We start from the raw sequence: 26,777 nt of genomic DNA on the forward strand, positions 1-26,777 counted from the left end.
ATGTTCATCACAACTGTACTTGGCTTTTCAGCCGTATTATTAATTTCTACAGGATTCTTCATCCACTACCTACAAGTTGGTTTAGATACTAAATCTTCAGTAACTATAGACCCACAACCAAAAGAAAAATTTTAATCATATTAAAAACAGCTACTTTACGTAGCTGTTTTTTTGCATATATAAAATCGCCTTATAGTTCGCTAATTAACTATGCAAACTTCTTTTTTTTTTCATAAAATTGCATGAATATTGTTATTATTATTTGCATATTTACTTTTTTGCTCTAAAATATTTCTGTAGGGAAGGGAGCAAAATTTCATGACAATGTTAAATGATATTTTAAAGTTTAATGAAGATTTCGTTCAAGAAAAAAAATATGAGCCTTTTATTACAACTAAGTATCCAGACAAGCGTATCGTTGTTTTATCTTGTATGGACACTCGCCTTGTAGAACTATTACCAAAAGCGATGAACTTAAGAAACGGCGACGTAAAAATTGTAAAAAGTGCTGGTGCTTTAGTAAGTCACCCATTTGGTGCAGTAATGCGTAGTTTACTTGTTGCTGTTTATGAACTACAAGCTGATGAGGTGTATGTAGTTGGACATTATGACTGTGGTATGAGCGCAGTTGATCCAGATGCAATGCTTAGCAAAATGGTTAACCGAGGTATTAAACCAGAAACTATTAAGATGATGGAATACTCGGGTATTGATTTAAAAGACTTTTTACGTGGTTTCGGCGACGTAGCGACTAGCGTTAAGAAAAGCGTTGATACGATTCGTAATCACCCCCTAATGGTACAAACTGTACCTGTTCATGGTTTAGTAATTGATCCGAATACTGGTCGACTTGATTTAATCGATGATGGTAGCAAATAATATACAAAATTAACTGAGCTTTTTGTAGCTCACTATTCTATTGGCAAACAATCATTCAATAAAAAAATGTGTCTATCGTATCGAAAGATCGAATGATAGACACATTTTTTTGTTGACCTATTTAATTTTATTTATAAGCTCTACGTATTGTGTATCACCATAGCCTACTGTCGGAAATAGAGCAAATAATTGCTTCAATAATTCTGTTGTTGGCATGTCTTTATTTTTAGCAATAAATTTTACTACTGCATTATCTTCGTTTAGCATATCTAAGTATATGTTGATTGCCTGATACATTACGGGTAGTACTTCGTTAGTCGGCTTATTGTGGTTGACCAATACTTCGTTGTATACAGCATCATAATGTCCTAATGAAAGTTCAGTTTGATTAACTTTAAACTCATCCTCCCTGAAACTATTTAAGAACACTTTTCCCTCATAGCCTGACTGTTCAAGATAAGACAGTATAGTAAGGAGGTTCATTTGACAAAACATGTCTTCACCAAACCATAAAACGATACATTTATACTCTTTGTGAAAAAGACTCTCTAATGGTGCAATTACCTTCTGCATATAATTCTCTACAGAATCACGATGTTCGTCAGCTCGTTTGTTTATAAACGCTTTATTAAAAACTTGTTTAGTAGTGGCGTTTACACACATAGCTTCATTAAATGGAGCGTAATCGGAATCCCCCATTAGTCTATTATGCTTAAATTCCTCATACATTATTTGTCCGTTCAAAATGTTAAGTACGTCCCTCTCAAATAATTCGCTTTTCGTATTTTGTAACCGCTCTACCTCAACTTTTTGATTGATATTCATTCCATACCATTCCCTGTCTTTATTCATAGTGAGTTTAACAATTGACTGAACAGGCGACTTGCTAAGTTGATATTCTTTCGGACTAATACCAAAAACAGTTTTAAAAGCTCTGCTATATGCTTCCTGCGAGGAATAATCGTACTCAAAGGCGATGTCAATTATCTTTCTGTTTCTCGCCAAATCTTCTGTAGATAAATACAACCTTCTAAGATGAATATACCGTCGAATACTAATACCTGTTACTTGGTGGAATTTAAAAGAGCAATAGTACGGGGAGTATCCCATGAAATTAGAAAGCTCATTTAATGAAAATTGATTTTTTAATTTACCTTCAATCCACTCAATCATAAATTGTATCTGTTCATCCATTTATTTCACCCCCCAAATAAAAATTATAAGTAGCATCCATATCTTTTATATGATATTTCTTGTGTTTTTTAAAAAATAATTAACTAAATTATGTATAATAATACTATAAATAGAAAAAATAATAATTTAGTTGGAGGAACATATGCAAACTTATCATTCTATTTCAGCAGAAGTTTATAATCTTGATAAACCAATTGGCAGTTCGTTTGGAGATGTTGAATACTATAGCCAAAGACTTTCACATGTGAAAGGAAAAATATTAGAGCCAGCTGTTGGAACGGGTCGTATATTAATTCCATTACTTGAGCAAGGATTGGCAATTGAAGGTTTCGATCTTTCCGAAGAAATGTTAGCGTACTGCCGAGACAATTTAAAGATGGCAAATAAAGAAGCAAACATCTTTCTAGCCAATATGGAGACCTTTCAGTCAGAACAACAATATGAAGCAATTATTATCCCAGCAGGAACATTTTTATTAATTGAAGACGATGACAAGGCTTTTCAAATACTAACTAATTTTCACCATCATCTAGAATCAAATGGGCGATTACTAGTAGATTTATTTTTGCAACCTGATTTTAGTGAAGGGAGCTCACACTATCGAACGTTTACAAACAATCAAGGCGAATTAATTACATTACAAGTAACACAATCTGAAGTAAATTATATTAATCAAACAACTACTTCGCATCATCGCTACGATAAATGGAAAGATGGTAAATGTATCGAAAGCGAATTTGAAATTTTTACTTTGAAATGGTATGGAATCAATGAATTTAAAAGGCTTTTAATGCAAATTGGATTTAGAGATATCGTCATTTCAGCAGACTATTGCTATCAGCAAGACCCAACAAATCGAAATCAAGTCATAACGTTTGAAGCTGTTAAATGACTGTTCGATGCGAAATGAACATCTAAAAAATGTGGGTGGGACAATACTTTAAAATTTTATAAAGAGTGAGCACTAGTTGTTGGTAGCGGAGGTGGCGACTCCTGCGGGAACGCACAAAACGTAAGACGCAACGATCCGCGCGTAGCGAGGGTTGCGGCTTACGGTGTGCCCGCGGAAAGCGCCCGCCGTAGCGGACAACAACGGCATTGCAAAAAAAGTGTTAAATTGATTGTAGTCAATCTAACACTTTATCTCTTTTACCATTGCCACATTTGCACTTTTTAATAGCTTATAGCCTATTCATCATGATGGCTCTAAGCGGGCATACATATAGTGATCTACCCATTGGCCATTGATGTACAATAATTTTCTTAACAAGCCTTCTCGTTGAAAACCTGATTTTTCTAAGACGCGGATAGATGCGTTATTTTCAGTTGATACATAAGCCTCCACACGATGTAATCCTATTTGTTCAAAGGCAAATTGGACAACTAATTCTACAGCTTCTGAAACAATCCCTTTTCCAACATAGATTTCATCCATTGCGTAGCCAACAAATGCACTTGAATACGGTAAACGTTTGATAGCGTACAACGAAATGTGTCCTATTAAATTATTTGTACCTAGCTCATATATACCAAATGTATATTCCCTCTTCGAGTTCATTAAATATAAACTTTCTTGAATTTTTTTATATTGAGCATCAACTGTATAGTATTCAGGACGCTGTAACGGCTCATATGTAGACCAAAAATATTTATTTCGACTTACAAGACCCATTAAGCTTTGTGCATCTTTTTCTTGGAATGTGCGAACGTAGCATTTTCCCCCCTGAATCGAGACCACATTTCCACCCTTTTTCCTTAATAAATTCCAAATTTTAAGCACCATTTCTCCCCCACAAGCCTTCCGATAAATGTAAATACATATTCATTGTATGTAAAAAAAGATGCTGCTACAACTAAAACAGTCTTGTCTTGTTATCACAGCATCGGTCTATTTATTTACTTGTTTTTACTTGTTTTTTAGAATGTATTTGTAATTCAATACTTGACGATTCAGCGTCTTCTATATGGGACTTATCTAAAACATTCGATAGATGTAGACCTCTTTTTTGTGCCTCGCGTTCAATATGTGCAAGTGTTTCTTGTAACACTTGTACTCGTGCATGTTTTTTATCGTCTCCTGCCACCAAAATCCAAGGAGCATTTTTCTTATCTGTTTTTGCAAACATTTCATTTGCCGCTTCTATATACTCAGGTGTTTTCTCACGATTTCTCCAGTCTTCATCCGTTAACTTCCATGATTTATACGGATCCTGCGCTCGCTCATTAAAACGCTTTAACTGCTCTTCATCTGACACATGTAACCAAAATTTTATAATAATGTAGTCTCCAGCAGTTAATATCTTTTCAAAGTTGTTAATCTCTTCATAAGCACGAGACCATTCATCTTTTTTTGCAAATCCTTCAATACGCTCTACTAGCACTCTTCCATACCAAGAACGATCGAATATAGCGATTTGTCCATGTTGCGGTAACTTTCTCCAAAAGCGTTGCAAATAGTTATAGCGTAGTTCGTGAGGCTGTGGAGCTGAAATTGGATGGACTATGTAACCTCGTGGGTCTACACGTTCAATTAGACGTTTAACGGCGCCACCCTTACCTGCTGCATCCATTCCTTCAAATACTAGAATAAGTCCGATTTTATTGTTTAGTAAAAATTGCTGTGCATTTAACATTTCGTATTGAAGTACTTTTAATTTCTTTTTATATAATTTTTTATCTAGTTCAATCGATAGGTCAAGATTTTTAAGATTTTGAGCCATAAAAATTCCACTCCTTCAAATTGGTTATTTCTATTGTACTAAAGAAATATTTGGATGCATATTCAAATGGTAAAATGTAGATTTTTTAATGCAAATTCATATGATACATTGTAAGGGTTTTCCGCTATAATAAAATAGATATTATGTGACAGTCATATACTTATTTGTCTTTTCCCTATACAATTTAACACGAAGGGAGAGGAATCCTTGCCTAAGTTTATTTTAATGACAATAACCTTTATTGTCTCACTCATCCTAACCTTTTCATCCTATTTCATAAAAATAAATGGTCAATCTTCGTTAGAAATCTCAAATCGTTTTCCCGTAATGTTTGCACCTATTAATATTAGTTATATGATATGGATATTAATTTACATTTTACTCGCATATTGGTTAGTTATGAATTTTCAAAAGACATCTATTAAACAGACTGTTCTCTTTAGCAATGTATGCATTTTACAGGCGCTCTCTATTTTATTTTGGCATTATGAATTATTCATAGTATTTTTCTGTTGTTCTGTAATTTTAGTATTGTACTTGTTTATCCTTTACAATACTTATCCGCATACAAATAATGCTTTAACTGGCCGTCTGCCCATTTCAATTTATTTTGCCTGGTCTACATTTATCATGATGACAAATGCAAGTTTTACGCTAACATCTTATGAATGGCATGGTTTTGGACTTAGCAACCCACTTTGGGCAGTTATTTTACTGTCAATCGGTGTAGCCATCGCCTTACATATTCGCTACTATCATTTCGATATTGTTTATCCTAGCGTGTTTATATGGGCTTATATTGGCATTGCATTCCATAATCAACTTGATGAATTACTTGTGACGACAGCGGCTCTATTTTTATGTGGCGTCCTAATCGTTGGTATCCGATTTGTCAAAAAAAAACCTGCTCACCGAAAATAAATCGGTAAGCAGGTTTTTCATTTAGCCTTGTTTATCACTTGGCTATTTTATGCTTCATCTAATGAAGTTAAAATGATTGGTTTATCTTTTGTAACAATAATTGAATGCTCAATTTGGGCAACTAATGATTTGTCAGGTGTAATAAATGTCCAGCCATCACCAGCTTCAACGATATGTTCTGCTTTCGCAGAAATAAACGGCTCAACTGCTAGCACCATACCTTCTTTCATAATTGTTGAATCCCAAGCATCGTAATAATTTAAAATATGGTTTGGCTCATCATGTAATGAACGACCTAATCCATGACCTGTTAAATTCATAATAACAGTTAAATCATTTGCATAAGCTTCACGCTCTACAGCTTTCCCAATTTGGTTTAATTTAGAACCTGCTTTTACTTTTGTCATAGCGCGATCAAAGGCACTTTTTGCTACGTGACAAAGTTTTTCTTTATCCTCGTAACCTTCCCCTACAACAAATGAAATACCTGTATCTGCAAAATAGCCATTTAGTGAACCGGATACGTCAATATTTACAATATCCCCTTCTTGTATAACACGTTGTCCTGGAATACCATGGGCAACTTCCTCATTGACACTAATACAAGTGTATCCTGGGAAATCATATTCTCCTTTAGGACCAGAAATAGCTCCTGCTTCAGCAAACATGCGGCCTGCAATTTCATCTAATTCAAGTGTTGTCACACCCGGTTTTGTAGCTACCTTCATTGCCTCACGAATTTCTGCACAAATGCGACCAATTTTTTTAAAGGCTTCAATTTCTTCTTGCGTTTTTACAATCATTTTTAACGTCCCTTTCATCTAATATCTATTCATTAATATAACATAACTTTATATGTCCATAACGCCAAACGCTTTAATTATTCTATGCTAACATTATTTCATAAGTACCATGCAAATAATAATCAGGCCTTTTTTGAAGTTCTTCGACTAAAAAATATTGACCAAATAACATGGAAACCTTGGATGATAAAAAAAATAGCATACTAAGTAACACTTAGCATACTATTTTCTCTTTTAGGACAGTCTTATAGTGTTTAAGATTTTCGCTGCATTAATTGTGGCGCAGCTGTAAATAATAGCACAGCAACAACTGCTGTTAAAATTGTTGCTGGAAGCATGTATGTTCCATTGTAAATGATTGAATAAATCCATGCGTTTTGCTCGCCTGCATACTCTGCAAAGAATACTGCACCTGCAAATGTGTGCGCAAGATAACGTAGGAATCCAGCTAACAACGTACCAATGACAATATAAACGGCCATTTTCTTTTTATTTAAAGCTGTTGCCGCTTTTAATACAGGTTCACGAACGATTGCCGCTAAACCTACTACGGTAAAGGCTACCCCGTAATCTAGTAATCCTTGAAGCCAGTGCACAATATAAGCACCAAACATTGTTTGCATAACACCAATCAATAGCCCGGTTGTGAGCCCTGATAAGAGGCCCCAACGAAATGCTATTAAGATGATTGGTACCATTACTAAGCTTACCGAGCCACCTTGTGCCCATACTTTAAAGGAAATTTGATCGAGTACAAGTCCTACCGCTGCGAAAATTGCAATTTCCACCAGCATGAGTAATCTTTTTTTGTCCATATTATTATTCTCTCCTTTGTTCCGATGTAGGATACAAGAGCAGGAATAGAAATCATTTTGATATGCATGTCAATCCGGCATAAAAAAACGATGCCAGGACAGAGCCTCACATCGTAAAAGTGTCGGTTTCTATCCACATCCCTACGCAAGCGTTAACTTACAGGTTCGAAGAGTAAAGGCATTACGTGCCCAGTCTCAGCTGACATCATCAGCTCCCCTTGTGGTCGTTACATCTAATTTTTTTGTTGAACACCCTCATTGTACGCAAACACTTTTGCAATTACAACCTTTTCAACATTAATTTTTTTGAAACTTTCGAGTTTTCTATGCGTAAATAATTAAAAAGGAGGGACTACTATGGAGAATCCAAAAATTTTATCTGCCTTTAGTTATCTCAGTATTTTTTTTGCACCATTTATCGTTCCGTTAATCGTTTATTTCGTGTCAAAAGATAGCGATGTCAAGAGACACTCCATCAAAGCACTTATTTCTCATTTAATACCGTTTGTCTTTGGTATCATTTTCTTTATCGTCTTTATATTTTCTACTATGTCATTAAACACGTTTGATCCTTCGTCTAATGGGAATACATTTATTATCATATGGTTTGTATCTTTTGGTATTTATTTACTCGTTTCGTTAGGCATAGTCATTTGGAATATTGTCCAAGCTGTACGAGTTATTCGTTAAAATTTAGTACTAAGGAGCTGTCGTATTCATGAAAGTATCGAAAGTAGTTAAAACTGCTATAAAATTAGCGCCCATCGTTATTCCGATTGTCAAAAAAGTGGTCGCAGCAAAAAAAGGAACAACTCCAAACGTAACGACACACAAAAAATAATAGCCAATGGGCTCCTATAACGTAAAAACCCACTTCGCTTTCCTGCGGCGCAACAATCTGTAAGCCGCAGGAGGCTTCGTAGGTTTTTACTTTGTTATACATAAATTGTTTGAGTGACTGGCACTTTTTTGGGGTCTAACCCTACTCCCAGTGCCCTAAGAATTCAGAATTGTTTGAGTGACTGGCACTTATTTTACTTCAAAATGTGTTGTACTATGTCCGCTCAACGTTTTTTCAACGTGTAATACTGCCGGCATAGCAGCCTTTAAATCGGCTACATGTGAAATAACACCAATCATTCTTCCAGAGTCTTGTAAATCAATTAGCGTATCAATCGCTTTATTTAACGCTTCCTCATCCAATGAACCGAAGCCCTCGTCAATAAACATTGTTTCAATACGAATATTACCTTGGAAGCTTTGAATTACATCGGCCATACCTAATGCAAGACTTAATGATGCATTAAACTTCTCCCCACCTGATAATGTTTTGACATCTCTTAATTGATCTGTATACGCATCATAGACATCCAACCCAAGCCCACTTTGCTTCGCATGTTTCTCTAACCGATCGGAACGACGCAGTTCAAACTGTCCATTTGATAAATGGAATAAACGAATATTTGCTGCCGCAGTGATTTTATCTAAATAATTAATTTGAATATACCGCTCAAATGAAAGTTTTTTCGGATTTTGACCATTCAACACTGTGTAAAGCTCTTTTACACGACCTGCTTCTTTTTCAAGGACACGGATTTCCTTTGCCGTTTCCTCTACTTTAACAATAAAGTCAGCACATGCCTTTGCATAGCTTTGCGTTTGTTGTAAGGTTTTAAATGCTTCTTCATATGTGGCACGGAGCATCTCAAGCTTTTCTTCTAATACTGTTAGATTTTGCTTTTCTTTTCCTTCAAGATGCTTTGCTCCATCCTCCATTTGTTGCTGTAAGGAATGTAGTTGTAAGGCATAGTCACGACATGCTTTACGTAAATCATCAATTTGACTAACGCTACGCTTTGCAGAAGCATAGTCTTCATACGTTGTAAAACCAACATCTTTCATGCTTACTAAAAACTGTTCACGCTTGTCATTCAGTTTATTTAGCAATTCCTCATATGCGGTTTTAGCTAGTTCTTCTGCCATTGATGCTTTATTTGTTGCTTCCTTAGTCGTTTGTAAGTTTTGTTGTATTGCGTTCCAAGCTGACTGTAACGCCATTTTTTGCGATCCCACATCTGCAATCGTTTGTTTTAAAGCTCGTAATGACTGTACATGTTCGGGTATTTGCTTTTGCTGTTCTTCTACAATCGCTTGCTGTTTTATTAACTCTTTCGATTGCTCTGCAAAATGTTGCTCTAATTGTAATTGTTTCTGTTGTAGCTGTTCATTTTTTTCGTGTTGCCCTTTTAGCTTAGCTCGCGCGACGGACAGTTGGTCATTCACTATTTTTAAAACAGTCACTTGTTGTTCAATAGCGTGTAAAGAAGTTGTCAGTTCTAATCGATCAGCTATTGAAATATGATAAGCATCTACTTGTTCAATTGCCTCTTGAAGCAGTTTTTTAGTCGATTTTAACGTCGCCTCTTGTTCCAAATATTTACGCTCAATTGCATTGGTCATCGCTCGTAAAGATTCTAGCTCCGCTTCATCTACTACTTCTAACGGTTCTCTATGTGTTAGTTGATGTGTTGTGCTACCGCAAACTGGGCATGGATCTCCGTCCTTTAACTTAGCTGCTAATATACTTGCCTGACCGGTAATCCATTGTTGCTCTTTTGTTTGCAGTGCTTGCTTACTTTCTTTGTATTGTTGATGTGCATTTGTAACAGCTTGCTCAGCTACTTCAATCGCTCGCTCATATTTTTCAATTTGAGCTAATAGTGTTACTTGCTCTTTCAGTAATGGAAGCTGTTCTAAATAACCTGCATATGGTTCCATCTGTTTTTCATATTGCTCAATCGTTGCTGTTAATTGTCGAACTTGCATTTGTTCTTTTTCTAAAATATGAAGATTATCAGCTACTGCACGCTTGGAACTTTCGACAAGCTGTTCTGTTATTTCTAATTGCTGCTGATTACTTTCAAATGCCTCAAATTTCGGCACTAATGCTAAGAGCTCTATTTCGCGTTGCAATATTTGCTGACGCTCAGGCTCTTTTGCTTCTTCCTCTGTATACAATTGTTGCGATTTCTTCAGTTGTTCCACTGCATTTTGGTGATTAATTGTAGCTTGTTGATAAAGTTGTTCTTTTCGATTTTGCTCTGTCCGTAAATCTACACACTGTTGTTCAAGCATAATGAGACGATTTGCTTGCTCTGCTAACTGTATTTCCTGTTCCATAGCTGTATACTTTTCTCGTTGTTGCATCAACAATTGCAAACGTGCTTGTCGTTGTGCCTGTTGATCGAATTGTTCATTGAGCGCCTTTGCCATACTGTAATATTCTTGTTCTTTTTGATGATTTGCATAAGCTTCTTCATAGCGCATTTGTTCCGTTCGTATACTAGCACTATAAAAGAATTGCTCCTCTTCAAGGGCATTTTTTAGCTGATGCATATTGTCGGTATTATTGCTTATACAAGTAAATAGTGTTGATGATCTGTGTGGTAAAACGCCTGCAATTTGTCCAAGTAAATGCTCTTTTAATTGCTGGGCACGTTCTAAATCCTTTTCTGCTTCTTTTCTTTTTAGATCTAGCTTTTTTGTCATTGCACTGAAACGATCCGTTTTAAAAATCTTACGTAAAATCACTTCTTTATTGGTTGAATCTGAAGTTAAAAGTTTGCGAAACTCTCCTTGTGGCAACATTACAATTTGACTAAATTGATCTTTTGTTAGTCCTATAATCTCCAGCAACTTTTTATCCACTTCATTTGTTTGCTGTTTTTCCACAATACTAAAGTCAAATTTACCATCCTTCATTTCTGCTAACTCGACTTTTTTTCCTGTAACACTTTTATTTTTTGCTTTAATATGGCCCGGCTGACGTACAATTTGATAAACTTTACCTCTCATTTCAAAAACCAATTCCACTGAAGTGTAAACATCATCTGCAGCAAAACCGCTTCGAAGCATCGCTGTATCCTGACGATCTTCTCCGCTTCCTGATCCATAAAGTGCATAACAAATGGCATCAAAAATAGTCGTTTTACCAGCACCTGTTTTTCCTGATATGGCAAATAACCGATATTCACCAAGCTGTTGGAAATCAATAATTTCTGTATGTTTGTAAGGACCGAAAGCAGTAATAGTTAACTTGAGTGGTTTCATCGAACTGCCTCCCGTTCCTCTTCTAATAATTCCTGTAGCATTTCTATAAATAAACGTTCAGTTTCTGAGTCAGGCTGTTCACCCAAAATATCAGCATAAAATCCTCGGAATAAATCAATATCCTCTACTTTTTCCATTTCAATTGCTTGTATTTCATGATTTTCTTGCATTCGTGACGCTTTTCGTTCAATATGCATCGCATGAGGAAATACTGTACGAATTCGCTCCATCGGTGAAGCGACTGGTGTGGCGTCTGTTAAACGTACGAAAACATAATCATCACATGGTGGTAGTTTTAATAAATCGTCCATCGAGCCCTCTACCACTCGTAGATCACGTCTTGGCACAAGTTTTTGTTTAGTGACGTCTACGTTTCCACTTGCATCTAGTTCTACAATTAAAAAGCCTTTTTCATGTAAATGTTCAGACAACGAATATTTTAAGGGAGAACCCGCATATCGAATCGATTCATTCAATACAAAATGGGCTTTATGGAGATGCCCCAGTGCCGTATAGTTGAAATGTTTAAATAGCGCTGCATCCACACAATCAGACCCACCGATAGATAGTGGACGCTCTGAATCACTCGTGTTTTCTTCTTCATAGCCGTATTTCGTCACAAAGGCATGTCCAATAAAAACATTACGCTTTGTTGTATCCATCGTTTGTTTGATATGTGCGATAATTTTTTGCATTGCATCTTGATGTGTTTGAATCGTATCATCTTCTAACATAGTACGGACTGAAGCTGGCTCTGCAAACGGCACAAGATGAAAATGGACCTCACCGAATTCGTCTGTTAGTACAATAGGTGAATGCTCTTTTGTGAACTGACCTACTATATGTAATCCACTATCACGCATTACACGACTACCAAAATTCAATCGACCTGCACTATCATGATTGCCGGCGACCGCTAACACAGGAATTTTCTTCTCCAATACAATTTCTGCTAAAACATCATTCAGTAAATTAACGGCCTCTACAGGTGGCATTGAGCGATCATATAAATCTCCTGCTACAATAATTGCATCCGGTTTTTCTTTATCGATGGCTTGCATAAATTGCTGTAAAATATAGTGTTGATCTTCAGTCATATACATCCCTTGGACAAGCTTGCCTAAATGCCAATCGGCTGTATGAAATAATTTCATTGTATTTGCGCCTCCTGTCTTTTTCTTTTATTTTATCATGCATTTAACTATATTCTTGCTTTAAGACAACATCTTTTATATGGAAAAAGCCTCAATTGTTTCTGTGCCTGTAATTGTTTCTGTGCCTGTCACTCGTTACAGCACTCGGCACAGGCACCTAGCAATGTTTCAGTCTTCTATTTCGTAAAAATCCACTTCGCTTTCCGCGGGCACAGTGTAAGCCGCAACCCTCGCTGTCGCGCATTTCAGAATTGTTTGAGTGACTGGCACTCATTACAGCACTCGGCACGGGCACCTTGCAATGTTTCAACCTTCTATTTCGTAAAAATCCACTTCGCTTTCCGCGGGCACAGTGTAAGCCGCAACCCTCGCTGTCGCGCGGACTGTTGCGTCTTACAACTTGTGCTGTTCCCGCAGGAGTCTTCGTGGATTTTTACATAGATATTAGAAACGCCCTACTAGCAAATTTCAGAATTGTTTTGGTGCCTGTCACTCATTACGGCACTCGGCACGGGCATCTAGCAATGTTTCAGTCTTTTATTTCGTAAAAATCCACTTCGCTTTCTGCGGGCACAGTGTAAGCCGCAACCCTCGCTGTCGCGCGGACTGTTGCGTCTTACAACTTGTGCTGTTCCCGCAGGAGTCTTCATGGATTTTTACTTAGATATTAGAAACGCCCTACTAGCAAATTTCAGAATTGTTTTGGTGCCAGTCACTCATAAAATTCAGAATTGTTTCGGTGCCTGGCACTACAATAAAAAAGTATGCTAAGTTACTTGAATTGCCACTAATTAGGAAGCAGTTCATTTACTTAGCATACTTTTTTACTTTACAGCTTTTTGGATCTTTCGTGCCCTAGATTCGTTGTAGTTGCAAGCGTTGATTGGCTCTGGCTTTTTCAATGAAAGTAGCATAGCCAATAAAGCCTTGAATGTTTCTGACGGTTGAAACTTTCTCCTGTTTTGCTTCTACTGACCTTTTCTTGGACTCTGCCTGTTTTTGTAATATTTCTTGAAATGTCATTGGATTAGGCTTTGGTAATTCTGATGTAGAGATTGCTAACATATCACTACCACTATAAGATTTTAAAAAGGCATTCGCCATTTGACGATAACCTTCAAAATTTGGATGGACATCCGCAATATTTGGCAAGAACTGTGTAGCTTGCAATCCAAAAGCATCATAGACATTAATGTAAGTCATCCCTGCCTGCTCAGCTTGTTGCTCTAAAATCGTATTTAACTTCATGAGCTGTGCATTCGTTCCCTCTTTTTGTGTTGCATGCACATTTGGATAGGCAAAATAATAACCCATGACGTACACTTTCGCATTGGGTGCACGTAATTTTAGCTCTGCCAACATCTCCGCTATATTTTTTCGGGCTATATTTAAAGCGTAGTCTACCTGAAGCTGCGAAAACGCTAACGTACCAGCCATTGGGTTGACCTGCACAAGACGCAGTAAATCATTGGCGCCTGCTGAAATCGTAATAAGTGATGCGTTTGCTAATACCTCACTTGCCTCTTCTGATTTTACCCGCTCTAAAACGTCCGCTGTTGTGAAGCCTGGGAAAGCGAGTTCTTTTGTATAGTGACTCAGTTGTCCCATCTTCCCTAAACGCATCGCGATAAAATCACTATAGCCTGCATCAATTTCCTGATATGGTGTTTGACCAGCTGCTAATGAATCACCAAGTGCTACATAATTTTCAGCACGTGCAAAAGCAGATGAAACACCAAGTGTCAACGAAAGCACCGTTATACTTACTAGGCTCAATAGTCGTTTCATCTGCTCACCTCACATTTATTTACGTTAGTCTATTAAAAAGCCCAGCTACCTTTACAGAAAATTGGCTCCACAGTACCATCTGGTAAAATACCGTCAATATCCATTTCGCCGCTACCAATCATAAAGTCCTCATGTGTAACTGAAATATTCGCCCCTAACGCTTCAAGTTGACCATTTTCTAAATCTCTTCCACCTTCTAAACAAGTTGGATAAGCTTCGCCGATAGCTAAATGGTTTGAAGCATTCTCATCGAATAATGTATTGAAATATAATATTTCTGAAGCCGAGATTGGGGACTCATGCGGGACAAGTGCTACCTCTCCTAAATAACATGAGCCCTCATCGACTGCAATTAACTCTTGTAAAAGGTCTTGCCCAACTTGCGCTTTCGCATCAACAATTTTTCCTTCTTCAAATGTAAGCTTAAAGCCATCAATAATATTGCCTTGGTAAACTAATGGCTTTGTATTACTAACATAGCCATTTACACCTTGCTTCATTGGCAACGTATAAACTTCTTCCGTCGGCATATTAGCGATGAAAATAGTATCATCAGGAGTTTTACTGCCACCTGTAAGCCATTTATGCTGAGGTGCTAATGCGATCGTTAAGTCAGTACCTGGTGCAGTATAATGAAGTTTTGCATACTTTTTATTGTTCAGTAATGCAGCGCGCGATTCTAAATTTGCAACATGTGTACGCCAGTTTTCAACAGCGTTCCCCTCACCAATGTGCACCGTTTTAAAGATGGCTTCCCAAAGAGCTGGTACTTGTTTTTCAACTTCTAAATTCGGGAATACTTTTCCTGCCCACTTTTCTGAAGGTACTGCGACGATAGTCCATGCAATTAAATCCTTCATGACTGCATTACGATAGTTTTTCAATGCTGCGCCTGATACCTTTTGATGTGTTGATAAACGGTCTGCTGGAATACCAGTTAATTTGTCTGGATCAGCCGCATCTATCCATAATAATGCCCCTTTGCGTTCGATTAGCTCATCACGCATTTTAACAACCCATTCTGGAAAACGATTAAATTCCTCATCAGACGCGTGCTCGAAATAAGCACGGTCCATTTCATCATCTGAAAAATTAACATGAACACGACCAGCTCCAGCTTTGTATGCCTCCTTCACTACTAGACGAGCAAAGTCTAAAGCTTCCACTGATGTATTCACTAATAAGTATTGCCCTTGTTGAATATTGACACCAACCTTAACCGCTAGTTCTGCATATGCCTGTAATTTTTCTTCAAATGTCATATTAGTTCCCTCGCTTTTGTCCAATTGTTTTTGAATTACCTTCTACGAGCTTGCCATCATGCCATACCTTCTGCACTGGTTTGCCTGGAATTTCACGTGTCCACTTTTTATACGTTTTTTCATCATGGTATGATAACAATGTTAGTACTTCACCATCTGCACCTGCACGACCAGTACGACCAGAGCGATGCAAATACTGTTCAATTGTACGTGGAACATCGACATGAATAACATGTGTTAAACCGGCAATATCTAAACCACGCGCCGCAATATCTGTGGCAATTAAAACACGCGCATCTCCTTTACGGAATGCATCTAAAGCTTTTTTACGTTCTTCCTTTTTCATGTCAGAATGTAATGTCACAATTGGTGCTGAACGATATTGTAGCTTCGTTTCTTTCATTAACAATTGATCGATATTATTGACGAAAGCAAGGGCACGTAAGCCTTCTGTATGTGATAGTCGACGTAGGAAGTCTGTTTTATCACGTTCTTCTACTTTCAAGAACGAATGCACGACTTTACCAAACTTCACCATATCCTCAGGTTTAATTTTAAAGCGTAATGGCTCAAACATCATACGGCTTGCGACTAATTCAATTTCCTCAGTAATTGTGGCAGAAACAACAACTACTTGGCGACCGAACGCTGACCCTTCGATAAATGATTTCACCACAACGCGATACTCGCGGCTTAGTAGCTGATCACATTCGTCTAAAATAACTGTTTCAATTTCTTTTAACTTTAATTTACCCGAACGCACTAATTCATTTAAGCGACCTGGTGTACCAACTACGATTGTTGGCTTTTTCTTTAACTTCTCAATTTGTCGTGCAGAGTTTGCACCACCAATAAGTTGTTGTACGGTAATATCAGTACCCGCTGTCCATTCACGAATGACCTCAACGATTTGCATTGCTAATTCTTGGGATGGCGCAACAATTAAACCTTGTGTTTGCTTTTTCGATCCATTTACTTTATTAAGTAAAGGCAACACATAGGCCAATGTTTTCCCTGAGCCTGTTGGTGATTCTGCTACAATATCCTTGCCTTCAAGCATTGCTGGAATCATTTCTTCTTGAATTTTCATCGGTTCTTCAAAGTTCCATTTTGCTTGTAATTCTTCTTTTAATAAATTTATTACTGACATGTTAATTCCCACCTTATTATCCTGCTTGACATTAGTTTAACACACTAGCTGTGCACAAGCATTTTCCTTCTATATATTGTGCAATACTCATTAATCTTTTAGACATGGATTAAAAAAGCTCACCTTTTACAACAGGTGAGCCAAATGTTACTCCACTAATTCATAGCCGCATGCTAAAATAGCACATTCAGCTAAAACGATTAATGAATCTATATATTTGTCACTTAATTTTAAGTCTCGATTGACGATTGATAACTCTGTACAGCCTAGTACGATACGATCACAATTCAAGGCTAGCATTGCTTCTTCGATAGGCAGCCAATCTTCTTGTGTGACATCCTTACCAGCTTTCACATAATCGTAAATAATCGCCATCACTTTTTCTTTCATTTGATCATCTGGTATTACTGGTGTAATGCCAAACTCCTCTAATGCATCTTGATACATGTGTGACGTTAACGTGCCTGTTGTCGCTAAAATACCAACCCGCTTTGCCCCTAAATCATTTGCACGCTTTGCCGTTTCACGAATCATGTGTAGCACAGGAATTGGAGAGCCTTGTGCTATTTCATCATAAAAGGTATGTGCCGTATTACACGGAATGGCAATTAAATTTGCTCCAACAGAGGCTAGTTTTTTTGCATCCTCTATTAAAACTGGAACAGGGTTTTCTTTTGTTTTATCTAATATAAAAGCTGTCCGATCAGGAATATTTGTATCATTATCAATAATGGTATGTACATGCTCCTGATCTTTTGTAGCCTTTGTACGTCTTACAATCATTTCGCCGATAAACATTGTTGCAAGTGGACCGACGCCACCAATTATACCTAAAGTTTGTTTTTTCATGAGTTAGACAGACCTTTGTTGTTAAAATATTTCTTATATTTGCGATAGAAGCTTAAATTATCAAGCGTTACATTCAGCCAACGCTTCGCATTCATATCTTTATAATTAAAAATAGAATCCGTTGCTAAACCTTGTCGAATCAAACTTTTAGCTTCAATTACAAGTTGTTCATTTAATACGTATTTAAATAATACACCATTAGGCACTATCGTCCAAAGGTGCTTGTTCTGCACATATGTTAGCTGCTGTTTACTTCCCCGAATAAAATCATCCGCTACATACTGCATTAAATTATAGCCGCTTGCTGTCACATAATAATTCGATAGTTCATTATGTAATTCCATACTCAATAATTTGTACAGTCCATCACGTTCATCATATTTCATATCAAATGTAGCAAAGCCTTGAAATTGTAGCGCCTCAAGAAACGTTTTAACACAATCCATTAGTTCCTTGTCATAAGTCGTCATAATGGCGACATAGCGTCCAATACCATCAGGTGAATGCTCTTCTAAAATCGGGTTCCCTACAGATAGTAGCTTGACTTTGTGATCTTGTCCAACATAAGCATTTACAACACGCATATTGGCATCTTCACCTGGAATATATTGTTGCACCATTAAATCATCACGGTAGGCAGATTCCTTATATATTGCGTGAAAAATAGCATCTTTTTCATCTTCATTATGTGCAGTATATACCTTTTTCTTACCGGGGAAAATACAACTTGCGTACTTCGTCATATTCATAGGCTTAATGATAACAGGATATTCAAATGGCATCGTCAATTGCTCATAGTCATTTACCGTACAAACATGCATTGCAGGATAGTGGAAGCCATACGCTGCACAAAGCTGATACATACTTTCACGCTTTAATAGTTGATTGGCAAGTGGTTCATCGACATAGGGAATAACAAAAAAACTCGATAATTCATCTTTATGTTGCACAATTTTCTTTACATAAAATTCATCACAAGCTAACAGTAATAATTTCTTTTCTGAAAATTCCTCTGCGATAGCTTTTAAAGCAACAACAAAGCGCTCTTCAATATTCAATCTTGCTACTTCACGAAAAGTAAATAAATCACTTTGTTGAATTTTTTCCATATTCGTATGATTTAATGCAAGTGGTTTAACGCCATAGGACTCGTAAAATGCTCGCGCCATGCCGTAAGCATTCATTTCATCGCCCAATAAAACCGGTAAAAAAGCGTGCTCAATGGCCATTCTACTCAACTCACTTTAGCTTTTTTATTAGTGTAACATATTTTACTACAGTCAAAACTGCGCTCCAATAGCTTTCCTAGATATAAGAAGTTTGCAAAAATCCTTATTTATGAATCGCTACTGCTTGCATATTTAACTCTTGATAGCTCTTGAAAAATTCGTCTACATTGTATGAAACATTGCCCTGTAATGGGTCCATGACGACAACTTGCTGATCTGAATGACCAGTTAATACTACAGCATGTAAGTTTAAGTACGCATCATGCTTCACCGTTTCACCTTCATAAATCCAGCCTTTATTCGCTGTTGTTTTAGGTGTCGATAAATCAAGCGTAACCCATACGACAACAGGAACTCCCTCTTCTACAAGGTCTAAAATCTCACTTTGAGATGCACCGCTCATATCCGTTACACGAAGGTTTGCCTGCTTATCTGCAATAGCGGCTTCCGCAGCTTTGACAATAGGCGCTGCAAAGACGTACATACCATTTGCCTTATCCCGTGGATTTCCTGCATACGCAAGCGCTGGGTTCGGCCCGTAGCGTTGACCGCCTGATGTATATATATTTTGTTTAGGCAAATAGTTATCCGCCATTTCAAGCTTTGTAACATCCATGCCGTAATAATTTAAAACAGCCGTTAGTGCCGTAATTTCACAACCTTGAGGAAGCTCTGGTTTCTGCATGATTACTGGAACAGCAAGCTCTTGTTCTGCTCTTGAAGAATGCGTTGGCAGTCGATAATACGGCTTTGTCACATCATACGTAAATTTTTCAATTGTCGTATAGCCATTATCATCCTTGCCACTTAGCGTTGTTGCCGTAATCGTATATTCTCTGCCCTCTACAAGGTTTGAAAAAGTAGCCTCGCCCTCTTCAGAGCCTACTGCTTCTTCAATTTTCTTACCGGTCTCCGTATCTGTCATTGTTATATAGAGACTCGGAATTGGTGCACCACTATTAAATTCTACCGTCAAAACAGTTAATTGATTCTTTGGTCGACTCTGCTGTGTTAATTGATTACAACCAGAAAGTAGCATGATAATCATAATACTAACTATTAAAAGGCGTTTATAATCACTCCACAAGACAAATTCCGCTCCTATCTCATTCGAAGAAATACATAATCTTCTATTCTATTTTTACAATTTGTCGTAGCTTTATTATACGCTAATTTAATAGGTGTTCATATTTTATCCTGCTACTTTTCAATGTATTGACAAAATCCTATACTTTTAAGATGTTGCTATTTTAGGTCGAAGCGTATGTTTTAACACCTTTCCTGATGCATTACGTGGTAACTGTGCTAAAAACTCTATTTCAAAAGGCACTTTATATTTTGCAAGCTGTGAACGACAATAGGCTAAAATAGACTCTTCATCTAACAGCTTCCCTTCTTTTAATACAACAAACGCTTTTGGTACTTCACCATACACTTCATGTGGTAAGCCAACTACTGCTGCCTCTAAAATTTCTGGCAATTGATATAATACTTCCTCAATCTCAATTGGATAAATATTTTCCCCACCACGAATTATCATGTCCTTTTTACGATCGACTATATATAGGTAACCTTCTTCATCAAACCGCCCTAAATCCCCTGAATAAAGCCAACCATCTTGAATAGCTCGGGCTGTCTCTTCATCATTGCGCAAATAACCTTTCATTACCTGTGGTCCTCTAACGCAAATTTCTCCAACTTCGCCTGCTGGCACTGCTTCTCCATAGCTATCTACAACACGTACTTCTGTCTGTGCTAACGGTTTTCCGACTGAACCAATCTTCGACAATGCATCTGCATCTAAAAGAGAAGTAGCGGCAGGTGAATTTTCTGTTTGACCATATAAGTTTTGAACTTTTACATTCGGCAAAGCTTCTTTAACTTGCTTCACAAGTTCATATGGCATTGGTGCTGCACCATAACATAATAAACGTAAATTCATAAAGGAATGATCCTTAAATTCAGGTGTATTTAATATCATCGTATACATGGAAGGTACACCGAAGAAAATAGTGGCCTGTGTTTTTACAAGTTGTTCTAACGTATTCTTTGGTGAAAAGCTTTCCTCTATAATTACCGTACCGCCTTGAAAGAACATTGGCATCGCAAATACGTGGAGTCCTGCACAATGAAACAAAGGCGTACAAATAAACATGCTGTCCTCGTTTGTCATATTCATAGATGCTGACCAAATATCCGCTGTCGAAGCAATATTTTGATGCGTCAGCATTACCCCTTTTGGCTTCCCTGTTGTACCAGACGTATACATTACAACAGCCGTATCATCTGCTTGTAATTGTATAATCTTTCTTTGCCCTTTATAGTTTTCGATAACTTCTTTCATATCTTTTAATCCAATCACATGTTGAAATGAATACGGAACATCAGCTAGTACTTCTTCTATTCTCTCGTCATAAATGAGCCCTTTTGCTTCTGAATGATTGACGATAAAATCAACCTCTCGTGCTGCAAGTTTTGTATTGATAGGCATCACAACATAACCTGCTAGTTGGATACCGATGTAAGCAATTAAAAACATATCGGAATTAAGTGTATATAGCGCAATGACATCATTTTTCTCATAGCCCTGCTCTTGTAAATAGGCTGCAAACTTTTCTGCACACTTATAAAACTCGTCATAAGTTACCTTTTCACCTTCATAAATCGTTGCAATCGAATCAGGTTGCTGTGTAGCGTATTTTTGTAAAATATCCGTCATAAATATCGTCATCATATACCCCCTCATTTTTAGTTGTTACTCAGCGAATCGATGTTTTCAAGCTAATCAAAAACTACGCTTAAATTTGTGACATCCGCAGACGCTTGCCCCACTACATTCAAAACATAGTTGACATTCATTTTCCACGTTAAGAAATGGAAAACTTCTGTTAAAGTAATTAAAAGCTTTTAAAATAGAATTCTACTAACATTATTCAGAAAATTTAGACTACACAAACTATTTTATCAAGCAACTTATTTGTTAGCAATTTTTCCTCACATTCAAAATATGTAAGTAGTGTCACAAAATATTCTGATACATATTACTTTTCTATCAAATTCTGTTAGGTGTATGATACTTGTAAAATTATTTTGAAAATGAAAGGCATGATTATTATGCTGTATGCACTTTTAGGAGATTTACATTCTAATATTGATGATACAAAGGCAGTATTAGCTCATATACAAGAAACAGCAGAAGATGCTGCAATAATAGGATTAGGCGATTTATATGAATGTACAGTAAGTAAGAAAAAAGCAAAAACGATATCAGGCTTGCCTTTGCAAAAAGCCGCTATTATAGATAATGATTTCGAAAAACTACTGACATTCCCGTCTATTCGAGGCAACCAAGAAGAACGGATTACACACGTTACAGGCATTGAGCGCTTTATTGCATTGCCCGAAACGATGGACATTGAAGGTGCAATGCTAATTCATGGACACCAGTTCCAGTGGAGCGTTTCATGGCAGCCTAAGTTTCCTTCAATTGAAAAGCAGATTCTATTTTTCGGACATAGCCATGAATCAGGAATCTATCGCCAAAATAAAAAGCTGCCAATTCGTATTCATTTTGGTCAACCAATTGAGTTGCAAGCAAAACAATATCGCATCAATGTTGGTTCTGTAGTGGATCACCGTGAGTGGTGCCTCTACGATAGTGACAAACGAACGGTCACTTTTATGTGCGCATCGTCCTGCGAAGCTAAGGATGCAGTTGGCATTTAAATTATCGTTACTTAGAAATCAACATAAGTTCTTTAATCACATTTAACTACTTAAACAATCAGATACTGCAACTAATAAGGCTCAGAACGCTGATGCTTTCCGCTTGCACAGAACGTAAGCCGCAACCCTCGCTAACGCGCGAAATGCCTGCGTCTTACGTTCTGTGCTGTCCCCCAGGAGTTACCGCCTCCGCTACGATTAACTAGTATCACCTAGTCGCCACGACCTACCTCGCTTTTAAGAGCAATCCTTATTACAACTAAGCGTGTGACAAGTAGAACCCTCTTAAATATCAATCTTTTACTACAGCTGTCTCTCATTTCTTTAATAGAAGCCTTTCATGTCCGCAAAGAGTGGTGACTCCAGTGATTTAAGCTTTTGCAGAAAGCTTAACAGGAGAGAAGTATTGTAATAGTAGATAATCCTAGTTGATTGGAGTGGAAGCCGCGATACATCTGCCGAAACAGCACGAGCAAGATCACGAAGAGTGGCGACTCCAGCGAAAAGCTTGAGCTGAAAGCCCCGCAGGAACGAGACCACTCGGAGCGAAATTCAAACACATTAATATTTTTAGATACACATTCATTTAATTCTATTATCAACAAAATAAAACGCTAAAATTGCGAACAATTTTAGCGTTTTATTGTTAACAATCACAATCTTGTAGCGCATCAAGTAATTTTTGCATTTCTTCAAGTTGACAACATAATGTTTGAATCATACATTGAAGAATTGGAATTAACTCTTGGCATATGCAGAATCGTTGAACGTTTTGTACTAATCGTACGCCTGCTTGATGATGGATAATCATATCTTGAAGATAATTTATATTGATACTATTAGAGGTTGGTGGCGAGCACAATGCTTGGAACATCGTTTCAGCAATTTCTTTAAATGCGCACATATATTCATATAATTCATATTCTGTATTTTGTACGATACAGCATCTGTTTTGTATTGCTTCTAGACTTTCGACTATTTCGGTATGAGTTTGTATAACTTCTAATGCGAAATTTTGAACAGGTATATTCGTTGTATATTGCAACACATTTTCTGACATTCTAATTGCCGCGATTTGATGTGGAATAATTTGTTTGATAAAGTTTTCCGATATGCTACACGTTATGGTTACATAGGTCATACCTTGCATCATCTTATTGATTATTCTTTTGTTTTCCTCTAAATATGCCTGGGTTACATTACTAAGTGGAATTGGTTTGGTCATTAGACACACTCCTTTCAGAGTAATGTATGCCCCGTAGGTTGTTGTGCGATAGACATTTGTACCACCGAATATCAAGATAATGAAACAGAAAAAGCTAGATGTTTTGATATGTATGTAAACAATTTTGGCAAATACACTTTTTAGGTTCGTTAGAGACTGCCCCTATTATACCTTCAGGAAATTTTTCGTTCATACACCAGCATGCATCTTGGCCTTCTGCTACACCACATTGATTTTCTTTCCCACATAAAGGACAACATTTTTCTTCATATTGCATGTAATTACACTCCTTTCTACGATGATTGTAATGTACAACAAAAGGAGTACGAAATACAGGCTAAATTTCGCACTCCCTAAACTATTACATATTACGCATTGATTGATTATTTTGCGCCTTCACTTCTTCACTATCTGTATCACTATACTTTGCAGTACCATGCCCACCAGTTTTAGCTAGTAGCTCTTTTACTTCGTTATAGGAAAGCCCCGCTTCTGCATTTTTCCGTTTTACATCATTAATATTCGTACCCGAAGCCGTAAGCTGTTCTTCATTCATATTAGGCAAGCAAATTCATTCCCTTCTATAATTCATCTGGCTGCATTTCAATCAATTCATCGCCTTCTCTTTTCACCCTTTTATTGAGCTCTTCAATTGGAATGATATCGACTGTTTGCATATCTTCGTGCAAGTCAAAAATACTAATGGTATCCGAATCAACCATATCGGGCTTATCTTTACTTGATAAGTTCATAAACATTCTTTTCTCAGGTGGCACATTTTCTTTATTCATATTGTCACACTCCTTTATCGTTAATGTGTGTAAACATACAAAGATTATGTGTCCTTCGTTTTATTAACTCGATAATATTTAGAAACTTGAAAAACGTGAACATTTCTTGTTTTTTAGCCATGTGTACTGTTTTCTTAAATAGTGCAGATTGAAAGCTATTATATTAAACAAAAATTAGGGGATAATTGTTCTGTTACATCTATCTTAAGATTGGGGAGGGAATTCTAAAAATTCACTAAGATATTTACAATGCATAAAGCATATCGAGATTACGCTAAAAAACTATTAGTTCAGTATATTTAGTCATTTTTTTATTTAAAAGTTCGTTTATTTTATATTCAAGTTTGCTCTTATCGGCGTTACTTAATAAAGGGGAAATAGTCAAACTTTCAACGCCTTTGAAAAGACTATTGTTATTTTCCATATTTATTAACAAATCATACTCTTGATAAAATATATTTTTTTTGAAAGCGTATAGGTTCAATGAGTATGTTTGTATATTTGTACCGTATTTAAACGTTAAGTATTCTGTTATACTTTCTTGTTCAATTTCAGATTCCGTTATAATAGCTATTGATACAGTTTGAATCTTTTTTATTCTAAGTTGACTGATTGAAAGAAAGTAGTACAGCGCAAATATATCAATCTCTTTAATTTCAGGAAGAAAATTATATTGCTTAAATAACTTTAAAGCTGCTTCTTTTACTAAAAAATAAAAAGGATGATCTTTACAAATATTTATGTAACCGCTTAACTCATTTAACCTATTACTAGTTCCTAAACGTAAATCAATATAGTAGAGTTCAGTATATCTGCTTAACCCTTCAACGAGTCTTATATCAGAAGAGAAATCAAAATAAAAATTTTCGGATATATATTCTAAAAAATTAAAAATCATACTATAACGCAAATTAGTTTCTTTTAAAGAATAAATTTCACCTATTGTGAGCTTTCTCTTTCGTATTAAATAGTTATATAAATTCGTTGCATAATAAATAACCTCACATTGTTTAGTGTTTTTGTCCATATAATTAGGAAAAAATGATTGCAGCTTTTTCGTTATGTTTATATAAAGAGAATTTTCTTCAGTAGGGAAATTTTCATATTGTATATACCTTGAAAGTCGACTCCTAATATGCAAAATTTCCATGGAAATTGATAATTTTCGTAGACCTTGCGGTGTCAAATTGAAACTATTTAAAATACAAATTTCGTCTATTTTCTCCACAAAAAGTTCCTTATTAAAAAATCTTATTTCTGATAAAGAACGAGATAAATAAAAATCATAAAATTGTTGCATCAAATTTCTAATATTTTTTTCATCACCTTGAATCGTTAGCACTGGAGCAGTAACTAATTTTAGTTTATATTCTTGCAGCCATTCTTTTATAACTTTAAATTTACGGTATACTGTGGATTTGCTCATATTTAAAATATTGGTTATTTCATTTACAGAATTTATATTTTTCTCGAAAAGTAATGTTATTATTTTTAAAAATATATTATTTTTATATAGCATTTTCAGTGTATCGTCTATAAGTGAAGGAGAAACTATATCCAAATGGACTTCCCCAGATTTTATAAAAAAACTTGTGTTACTTAGTGTCTCCATTAAAAAATGTAGTTCTTTTTCTATAGTTGATCGTCCAACTTGTAAATGTTCTGCCAACTCATCAATCTTTGCTTTTCCACTTTTACAATAAAGGTAAATCAGTATTTTTTCTGGGCGATCTAAAAATCTTTCCATAAAAAATCAGCTCCTTTTTATTTCATCAATATACTAAAATTCAAACTAAATACCTAAAATACATTCTAAAAAAACATAAAAACAAAGCCATTATCGACTTTGTCTTTATATCAAGCGTTTCGGAACTTATTCAACTATCATCGTAGCTGTTGTTATGAAATCCAATATGTATGATTTTCTGTGTTGTCGTGCTGTTTAAGGAGACACTAACGGAAGTTTTAGTCTTATATGAGATACAAGGTATCAAAACTTTATGATTTTGATACCTTGCATTCTGAAATCCCTGTATAAAGAGATTCTCTAATATAGAATCATCCTCATGTGCTTTACGAAACTGTAGGAGAGCAAGTTTACAATAGGCATGCCTAGACAATGAGATATATAGCAACATGGAATCGGCAACTGTTTGTTTAG

At 36.3% G+C, this 26,777-nt stretch carries 26 protein-coding genes and 1 riboswitch; of the genes, 7 read left to right on the top strand and 19 right to left on the bottom strand.

Features of this window, described 5'->3' with window-relative positions; genetic code table 11:
* Together ACIP9G_RS20440 and ACIP9G_RS20445 are read left to right on the top strand one after the other, a co-directional pair.
* A complete protein-coding gene (locus ACIP9G_RS20440; RefSeq protein WP_340822319.1) occupies positions 1-135 on the top strand; it encodes a hypothetical protein in 135 nt (44 codons plus the stop codon).
* Positions 136-318: 183 nt separating this feature from the next.
* Positions 319-879 carry a beta-class carbonic anhydrase gene (locus tag ACIP9G_RS20445; RefSeq protein ID WP_340822317.1) on the top strand — a complete coding sequence of 187 codons (561 nt, stop codon included), beginning with the start codon at positions 319-321 and terminating at the stop codon, positions 877-879.
* 117 nt (positions 880-996) lie between these two features.
* On the opposite strand, the gene ACIP9G_RS20450 is transcribed toward ACIP9G_RS20445, so the two are convergent.
* Positions 997-2,073 carry a helix-turn-helix domain-containing protein gene (locus tag ACIP9G_RS20450; RefSeq protein WP_401021823.1) on the bottom strand — a complete coding sequence of 359 codons (1,077 nt, stop codon included), beginning with the start codon at positions 2,071-2,073 and terminating at the stop codon, positions 997-999.
* 142 nt (positions 2,074-2,215) lie between these two features.
* Here ACIP9G_RS20450 and ACIP9G_RS20455 point away from each other — a divergent pair, with 142 nt between their 5' ends.
* Positions 2,216-2,965, top strand: a complete 750-nt coding sequence (locus ACIP9G_RS20455) for a class I SAM-dependent methyltransferase (RefSeq protein WP_401021826.1) — start codon at positions 2,216-2,218, stop codon at positions 2,963-2,965.
* 303 nt (positions 2,966-3,268) lie between these two features.
* On the opposite strand, the gene ACIP9G_RS20460 is transcribed toward ACIP9G_RS20455, so the two are convergent.
* Together ACIP9G_RS20460 and ACIP9G_RS20465 are read right to left on the bottom strand one after the other, a co-directional pair.
* Complete coding sequence (locus ACIP9G_RS20460; RefSeq protein WP_340822312.1) at positions 3,269-3,856, bottom strand: GNAT family N-acetyltransferase; 588 nt, start codon at positions 3,854-3,856, stop codon at positions 3,269-3,271.
* Positions 3,857-3,965: 109 nt separating this feature from the next.
* The gene (locus tag ACIP9G_RS20465; RefSeq protein WP_401021829.1) at positions 3,966-4,793 is read right to left on the bottom strand and encodes a polyphosphate kinase 2 family protein; all 828 of its coding nucleotides are present in this window, start codon (positions 4,791-4,793) and stop codon (positions 3,966-3,968) included.
* A 207-nt stretch (positions 4,794-5,000) separates the two neighbouring features.
* On the opposite strand from ACIP9G_RS20465, the gene ACIP9G_RS20470 reads away from it, so the two are divergent.
* Complete coding sequence (locus tag ACIP9G_RS20470) at positions 5,001-5,714, top strand: hypothetical protein (protein WP_401021832.1); 714 nt, start codon at positions 5,001-5,003, stop codon at positions 5,712-5,714.
* Positions 5,715-5,761: 47 nt separating this feature from the next.
* Here the strand turns inward: ACIP9G_RS20470 and map are convergent, their stop codons facing one another.
* On the bottom strand, positions 5,762-6,517 hold the full coding sequence (gene map / locus ACIP9G_RS20475) for a type I methionyl aminopeptidase (RefSeq protein ID WP_401021834.1): 756 nt from the start codon (positions 6,515-6,517) through the stop codon (positions 5,762-5,764).
* Between the two features lie 254 nt (positions 6,518-6,771).
* Entirely contained in the window at positions 6,772-7,332 is a 561-nt protein-coding gene (thiT, locus tag ACIP9G_RS20480; RefSeq protein WP_401021836.1) for an energy-coupled thiamine transporter ThiT, read from the bottom strand.
* A 121-nt stretch (positions 7,333-7,453) separates the two neighbouring features.
* A riboswitch (TPP riboswitch) is annotated at positions 7,454-7,561 on the bottom strand.
* 128 nt (positions 7,562-7,689) lie between these two features.
* Between thiT and ACIP9G_RS20485 the strand changes: the two genes are divergently transcribed.
* Together ACIP9G_RS20485 and ACIP9G_RS20490 are read left to right on the top strand one after the other, a co-directional pair.
* Positions 7,690-8,022: a magnetosome magnetite crystal formation protein family gene (locus ACIP9G_RS20485; RefSeq protein ID WP_340822305.1), complete on the top strand. Its 333-nt coding sequence runs from the start codon at positions 7,690-7,692 to the stop codon at positions 8,020-8,022.
* A gap of 28 nt (positions 8,023-8,050) precedes the next feature.
* Positions 8,051-8,173, top strand: coding sequence for a hypothetical protein (locus ACIP9G_RS20490; RefSeq protein ID WP_255639590.1), 123 nt, complete (start codon positions 8,051-8,053; stop codon positions 8,171-8,173).
* A 188-nt stretch (positions 8,174-8,361) separates the two neighbouring features.
* Here ACIP9G_RS20490 and ACIP9G_RS20495 read toward each other — a convergent pair whose 3' ends face one another.
* The 9 genes from ACIP9G_RS20495 to ACIP9G_RS20535 all read right to left on the bottom strand — a co-directional run bounded on the left by ACIP9G_RS20495 (position 8,362) and on the right by ACIP9G_RS20535 (position 21,605).
* Positions 8,362-11,442 carry an AAA family ATPase gene (locus ACIP9G_RS20495; protein WP_401021839.1) on the bottom strand — a complete coding sequence of 1,027 codons (3,081 nt, stop codon included), beginning with the start codon at positions 11,440-11,442 and terminating at the stop codon, positions 8,362-8,364.
* The gene (locus tag ACIP9G_RS20500; RefSeq protein WP_401021841.1) at positions 11,439-12,596 is read right to left on the bottom strand and encodes an exonuclease SbcCD subunit D; all 1,158 of its coding nucleotides are present in this window, start codon (positions 12,594-12,596) and stop codon (positions 11,439-11,441) included. The genes ACIP9G_RS20495 and ACIP9G_RS20500 overlap by 4 nt, the downstream gene beginning before the upstream one ends.
* 855 nt (positions 12,597-13,451) lie before the next feature.
* Complete coding sequence (locus ACIP9G_RS20505; RefSeq protein WP_401021843.1) at positions 13,452-14,384, bottom strand: SGNH/GDSL hydrolase family protein; 933 nt, start codon at positions 14,382-14,384, stop codon at positions 13,452-13,454.
* A gap of 32 nt (positions 14,385-14,416) precedes the next feature.
* Positions 14,417-15,646 (bottom strand): aminopeptidase, encoded by a 1,230-nt coding sequence (locus ACIP9G_RS20510; protein WP_401021845.1) that lies wholly within the window; start codon positions 15,644-15,646, stop codon positions 14,417-14,419.
* Between the two features lies 1 nt (position 15,647).
* Positions 15,648-16,796, bottom strand: coding sequence for a DEAD/DEAH box helicase (locus ACIP9G_RS20515; protein ID WP_340822296.1), 1,149 nt, complete (start codon positions 16,794-16,796; stop codon positions 15,648-15,650).
* A 147-nt stretch (positions 16,797-16,943) separates the two neighbouring features.
* On the bottom strand, positions 16,944-17,645 hold the full coding sequence (gene cuyB, locus ACIP9G_RS20520; protein ID WP_401021848.1) for a cysteate racemase: 702 nt from the start codon (positions 17,643-17,645) through the stop codon (positions 16,944-16,946).
* Positions 17,642-18,874, bottom strand: coding sequence for a carboxylate--amine ligase (locus tag ACIP9G_RS20525; RefSeq protein ID WP_401021849.1), 1,233 nt, complete (start codon positions 18,872-18,874; stop codon positions 17,642-17,644). Before ACIP9G_RS20525 ends, cuyB begins: the two co-directional genes overlap by 4 nt.
* A 103-nt stretch (positions 18,875-18,977) precedes the next feature.
* Positions 18,978-19,961, bottom strand: coding sequence for a C39 family peptidase (locus ACIP9G_RS20530; RefSeq protein ID WP_401021852.1), 984 nt, complete (start codon positions 19,959-19,961; stop codon positions 18,978-18,980).
* 147 nt (positions 19,962-20,108) lie between these two features.
* The gene (locus ACIP9G_RS20535; RefSeq protein WP_401021855.1) at positions 20,109-21,605 is read right to left on the bottom strand and encodes a class I adenylate-forming enzyme family protein; all 1,497 of its coding nucleotides are present in this window, start codon (positions 21,603-21,605) and stop codon (positions 20,109-20,111) included.
* Between the two features lie 383 nt (positions 21,606-21,988).
* On the opposite strand from ACIP9G_RS20535, the gene ACIP9G_RS20540 reads away from it, so the two are divergent.
* A complete protein-coding gene (locus ACIP9G_RS20540) occupies positions 21,989-22,600 on the top strand; it encodes a metallophosphoesterase family protein (protein ID WP_340826421.1) in 612 nt (203 codons plus the stop codon).
* 646 nt (positions 22,601-23,246) lie between these two features.
* Here ACIP9G_RS20540 and ACIP9G_RS20545 read toward each other — a convergent pair.
* The 5 genes from ACIP9G_RS20545 to ACIP9G_RS20565 all read right to left on the bottom strand — a co-directional run bounded on the left by ACIP9G_RS20545 (position 23,247) and on the right by ACIP9G_RS20565 (position 26,363).
* Positions 23,247-23,825, bottom strand: a complete 579-nt coding sequence (locus ACIP9G_RS20545; protein ID WP_340822289.1) for a DUF305 domain-containing protein — start codon at positions 23,823-23,825, stop codon at positions 23,247-23,249.
* A gap of 94 nt (positions 23,826-23,919) precedes the next feature.
* Positions 23,920-24,102, bottom strand: coding sequence for a cysteine-rich CWC family protein (locus tag ACIP9G_RS20550; protein WP_340822288.1), 183 nt, complete (start codon positions 24,100-24,102; stop codon positions 23,920-23,922).
* Positions 24,103-24,186: 84 nt separating this feature from the next.
* The gene (locus ACIP9G_RS20555; protein ID WP_340826420.1) at positions 24,187-24,381 is read right to left on the bottom strand and encodes a gamma-type small acid-soluble spore protein; all 195 of its coding nucleotides are present in this window, start codon (positions 24,379-24,381) and stop codon (positions 24,187-24,189) included.
* 25 nt (positions 24,382-24,406) lie between these two features.
* Complete coding sequence (locus ACIP9G_RS20560) at positions 24,407-24,616, bottom strand: hypothetical protein (RefSeq protein ID WP_340822287.1); 210 nt, start codon at positions 24,614-24,616, stop codon at positions 24,407-24,409.
* Between the two features lie 274 nt (positions 24,617-24,890).
* Positions 24,891-26,363 (bottom strand): helix-turn-helix domain-containing protein, encoded by a 1,473-nt coding sequence (locus ACIP9G_RS20565; RefSeq protein ID WP_340822285.1) that lies wholly within the window; start codon positions 26,361-26,363, stop codon positions 24,891-24,893.
* Positions 26,364-26,777: the final 414 nt, after the last annotated feature.

Source organism: Lysinibacillus sp. NPDC093197 (assembly GCF_044754025.1).
Classification (GTDB): Bacteria; Bacillota; Bacilli; order Bacillales_A; family Planococcaceae; genus Lysinibacillus.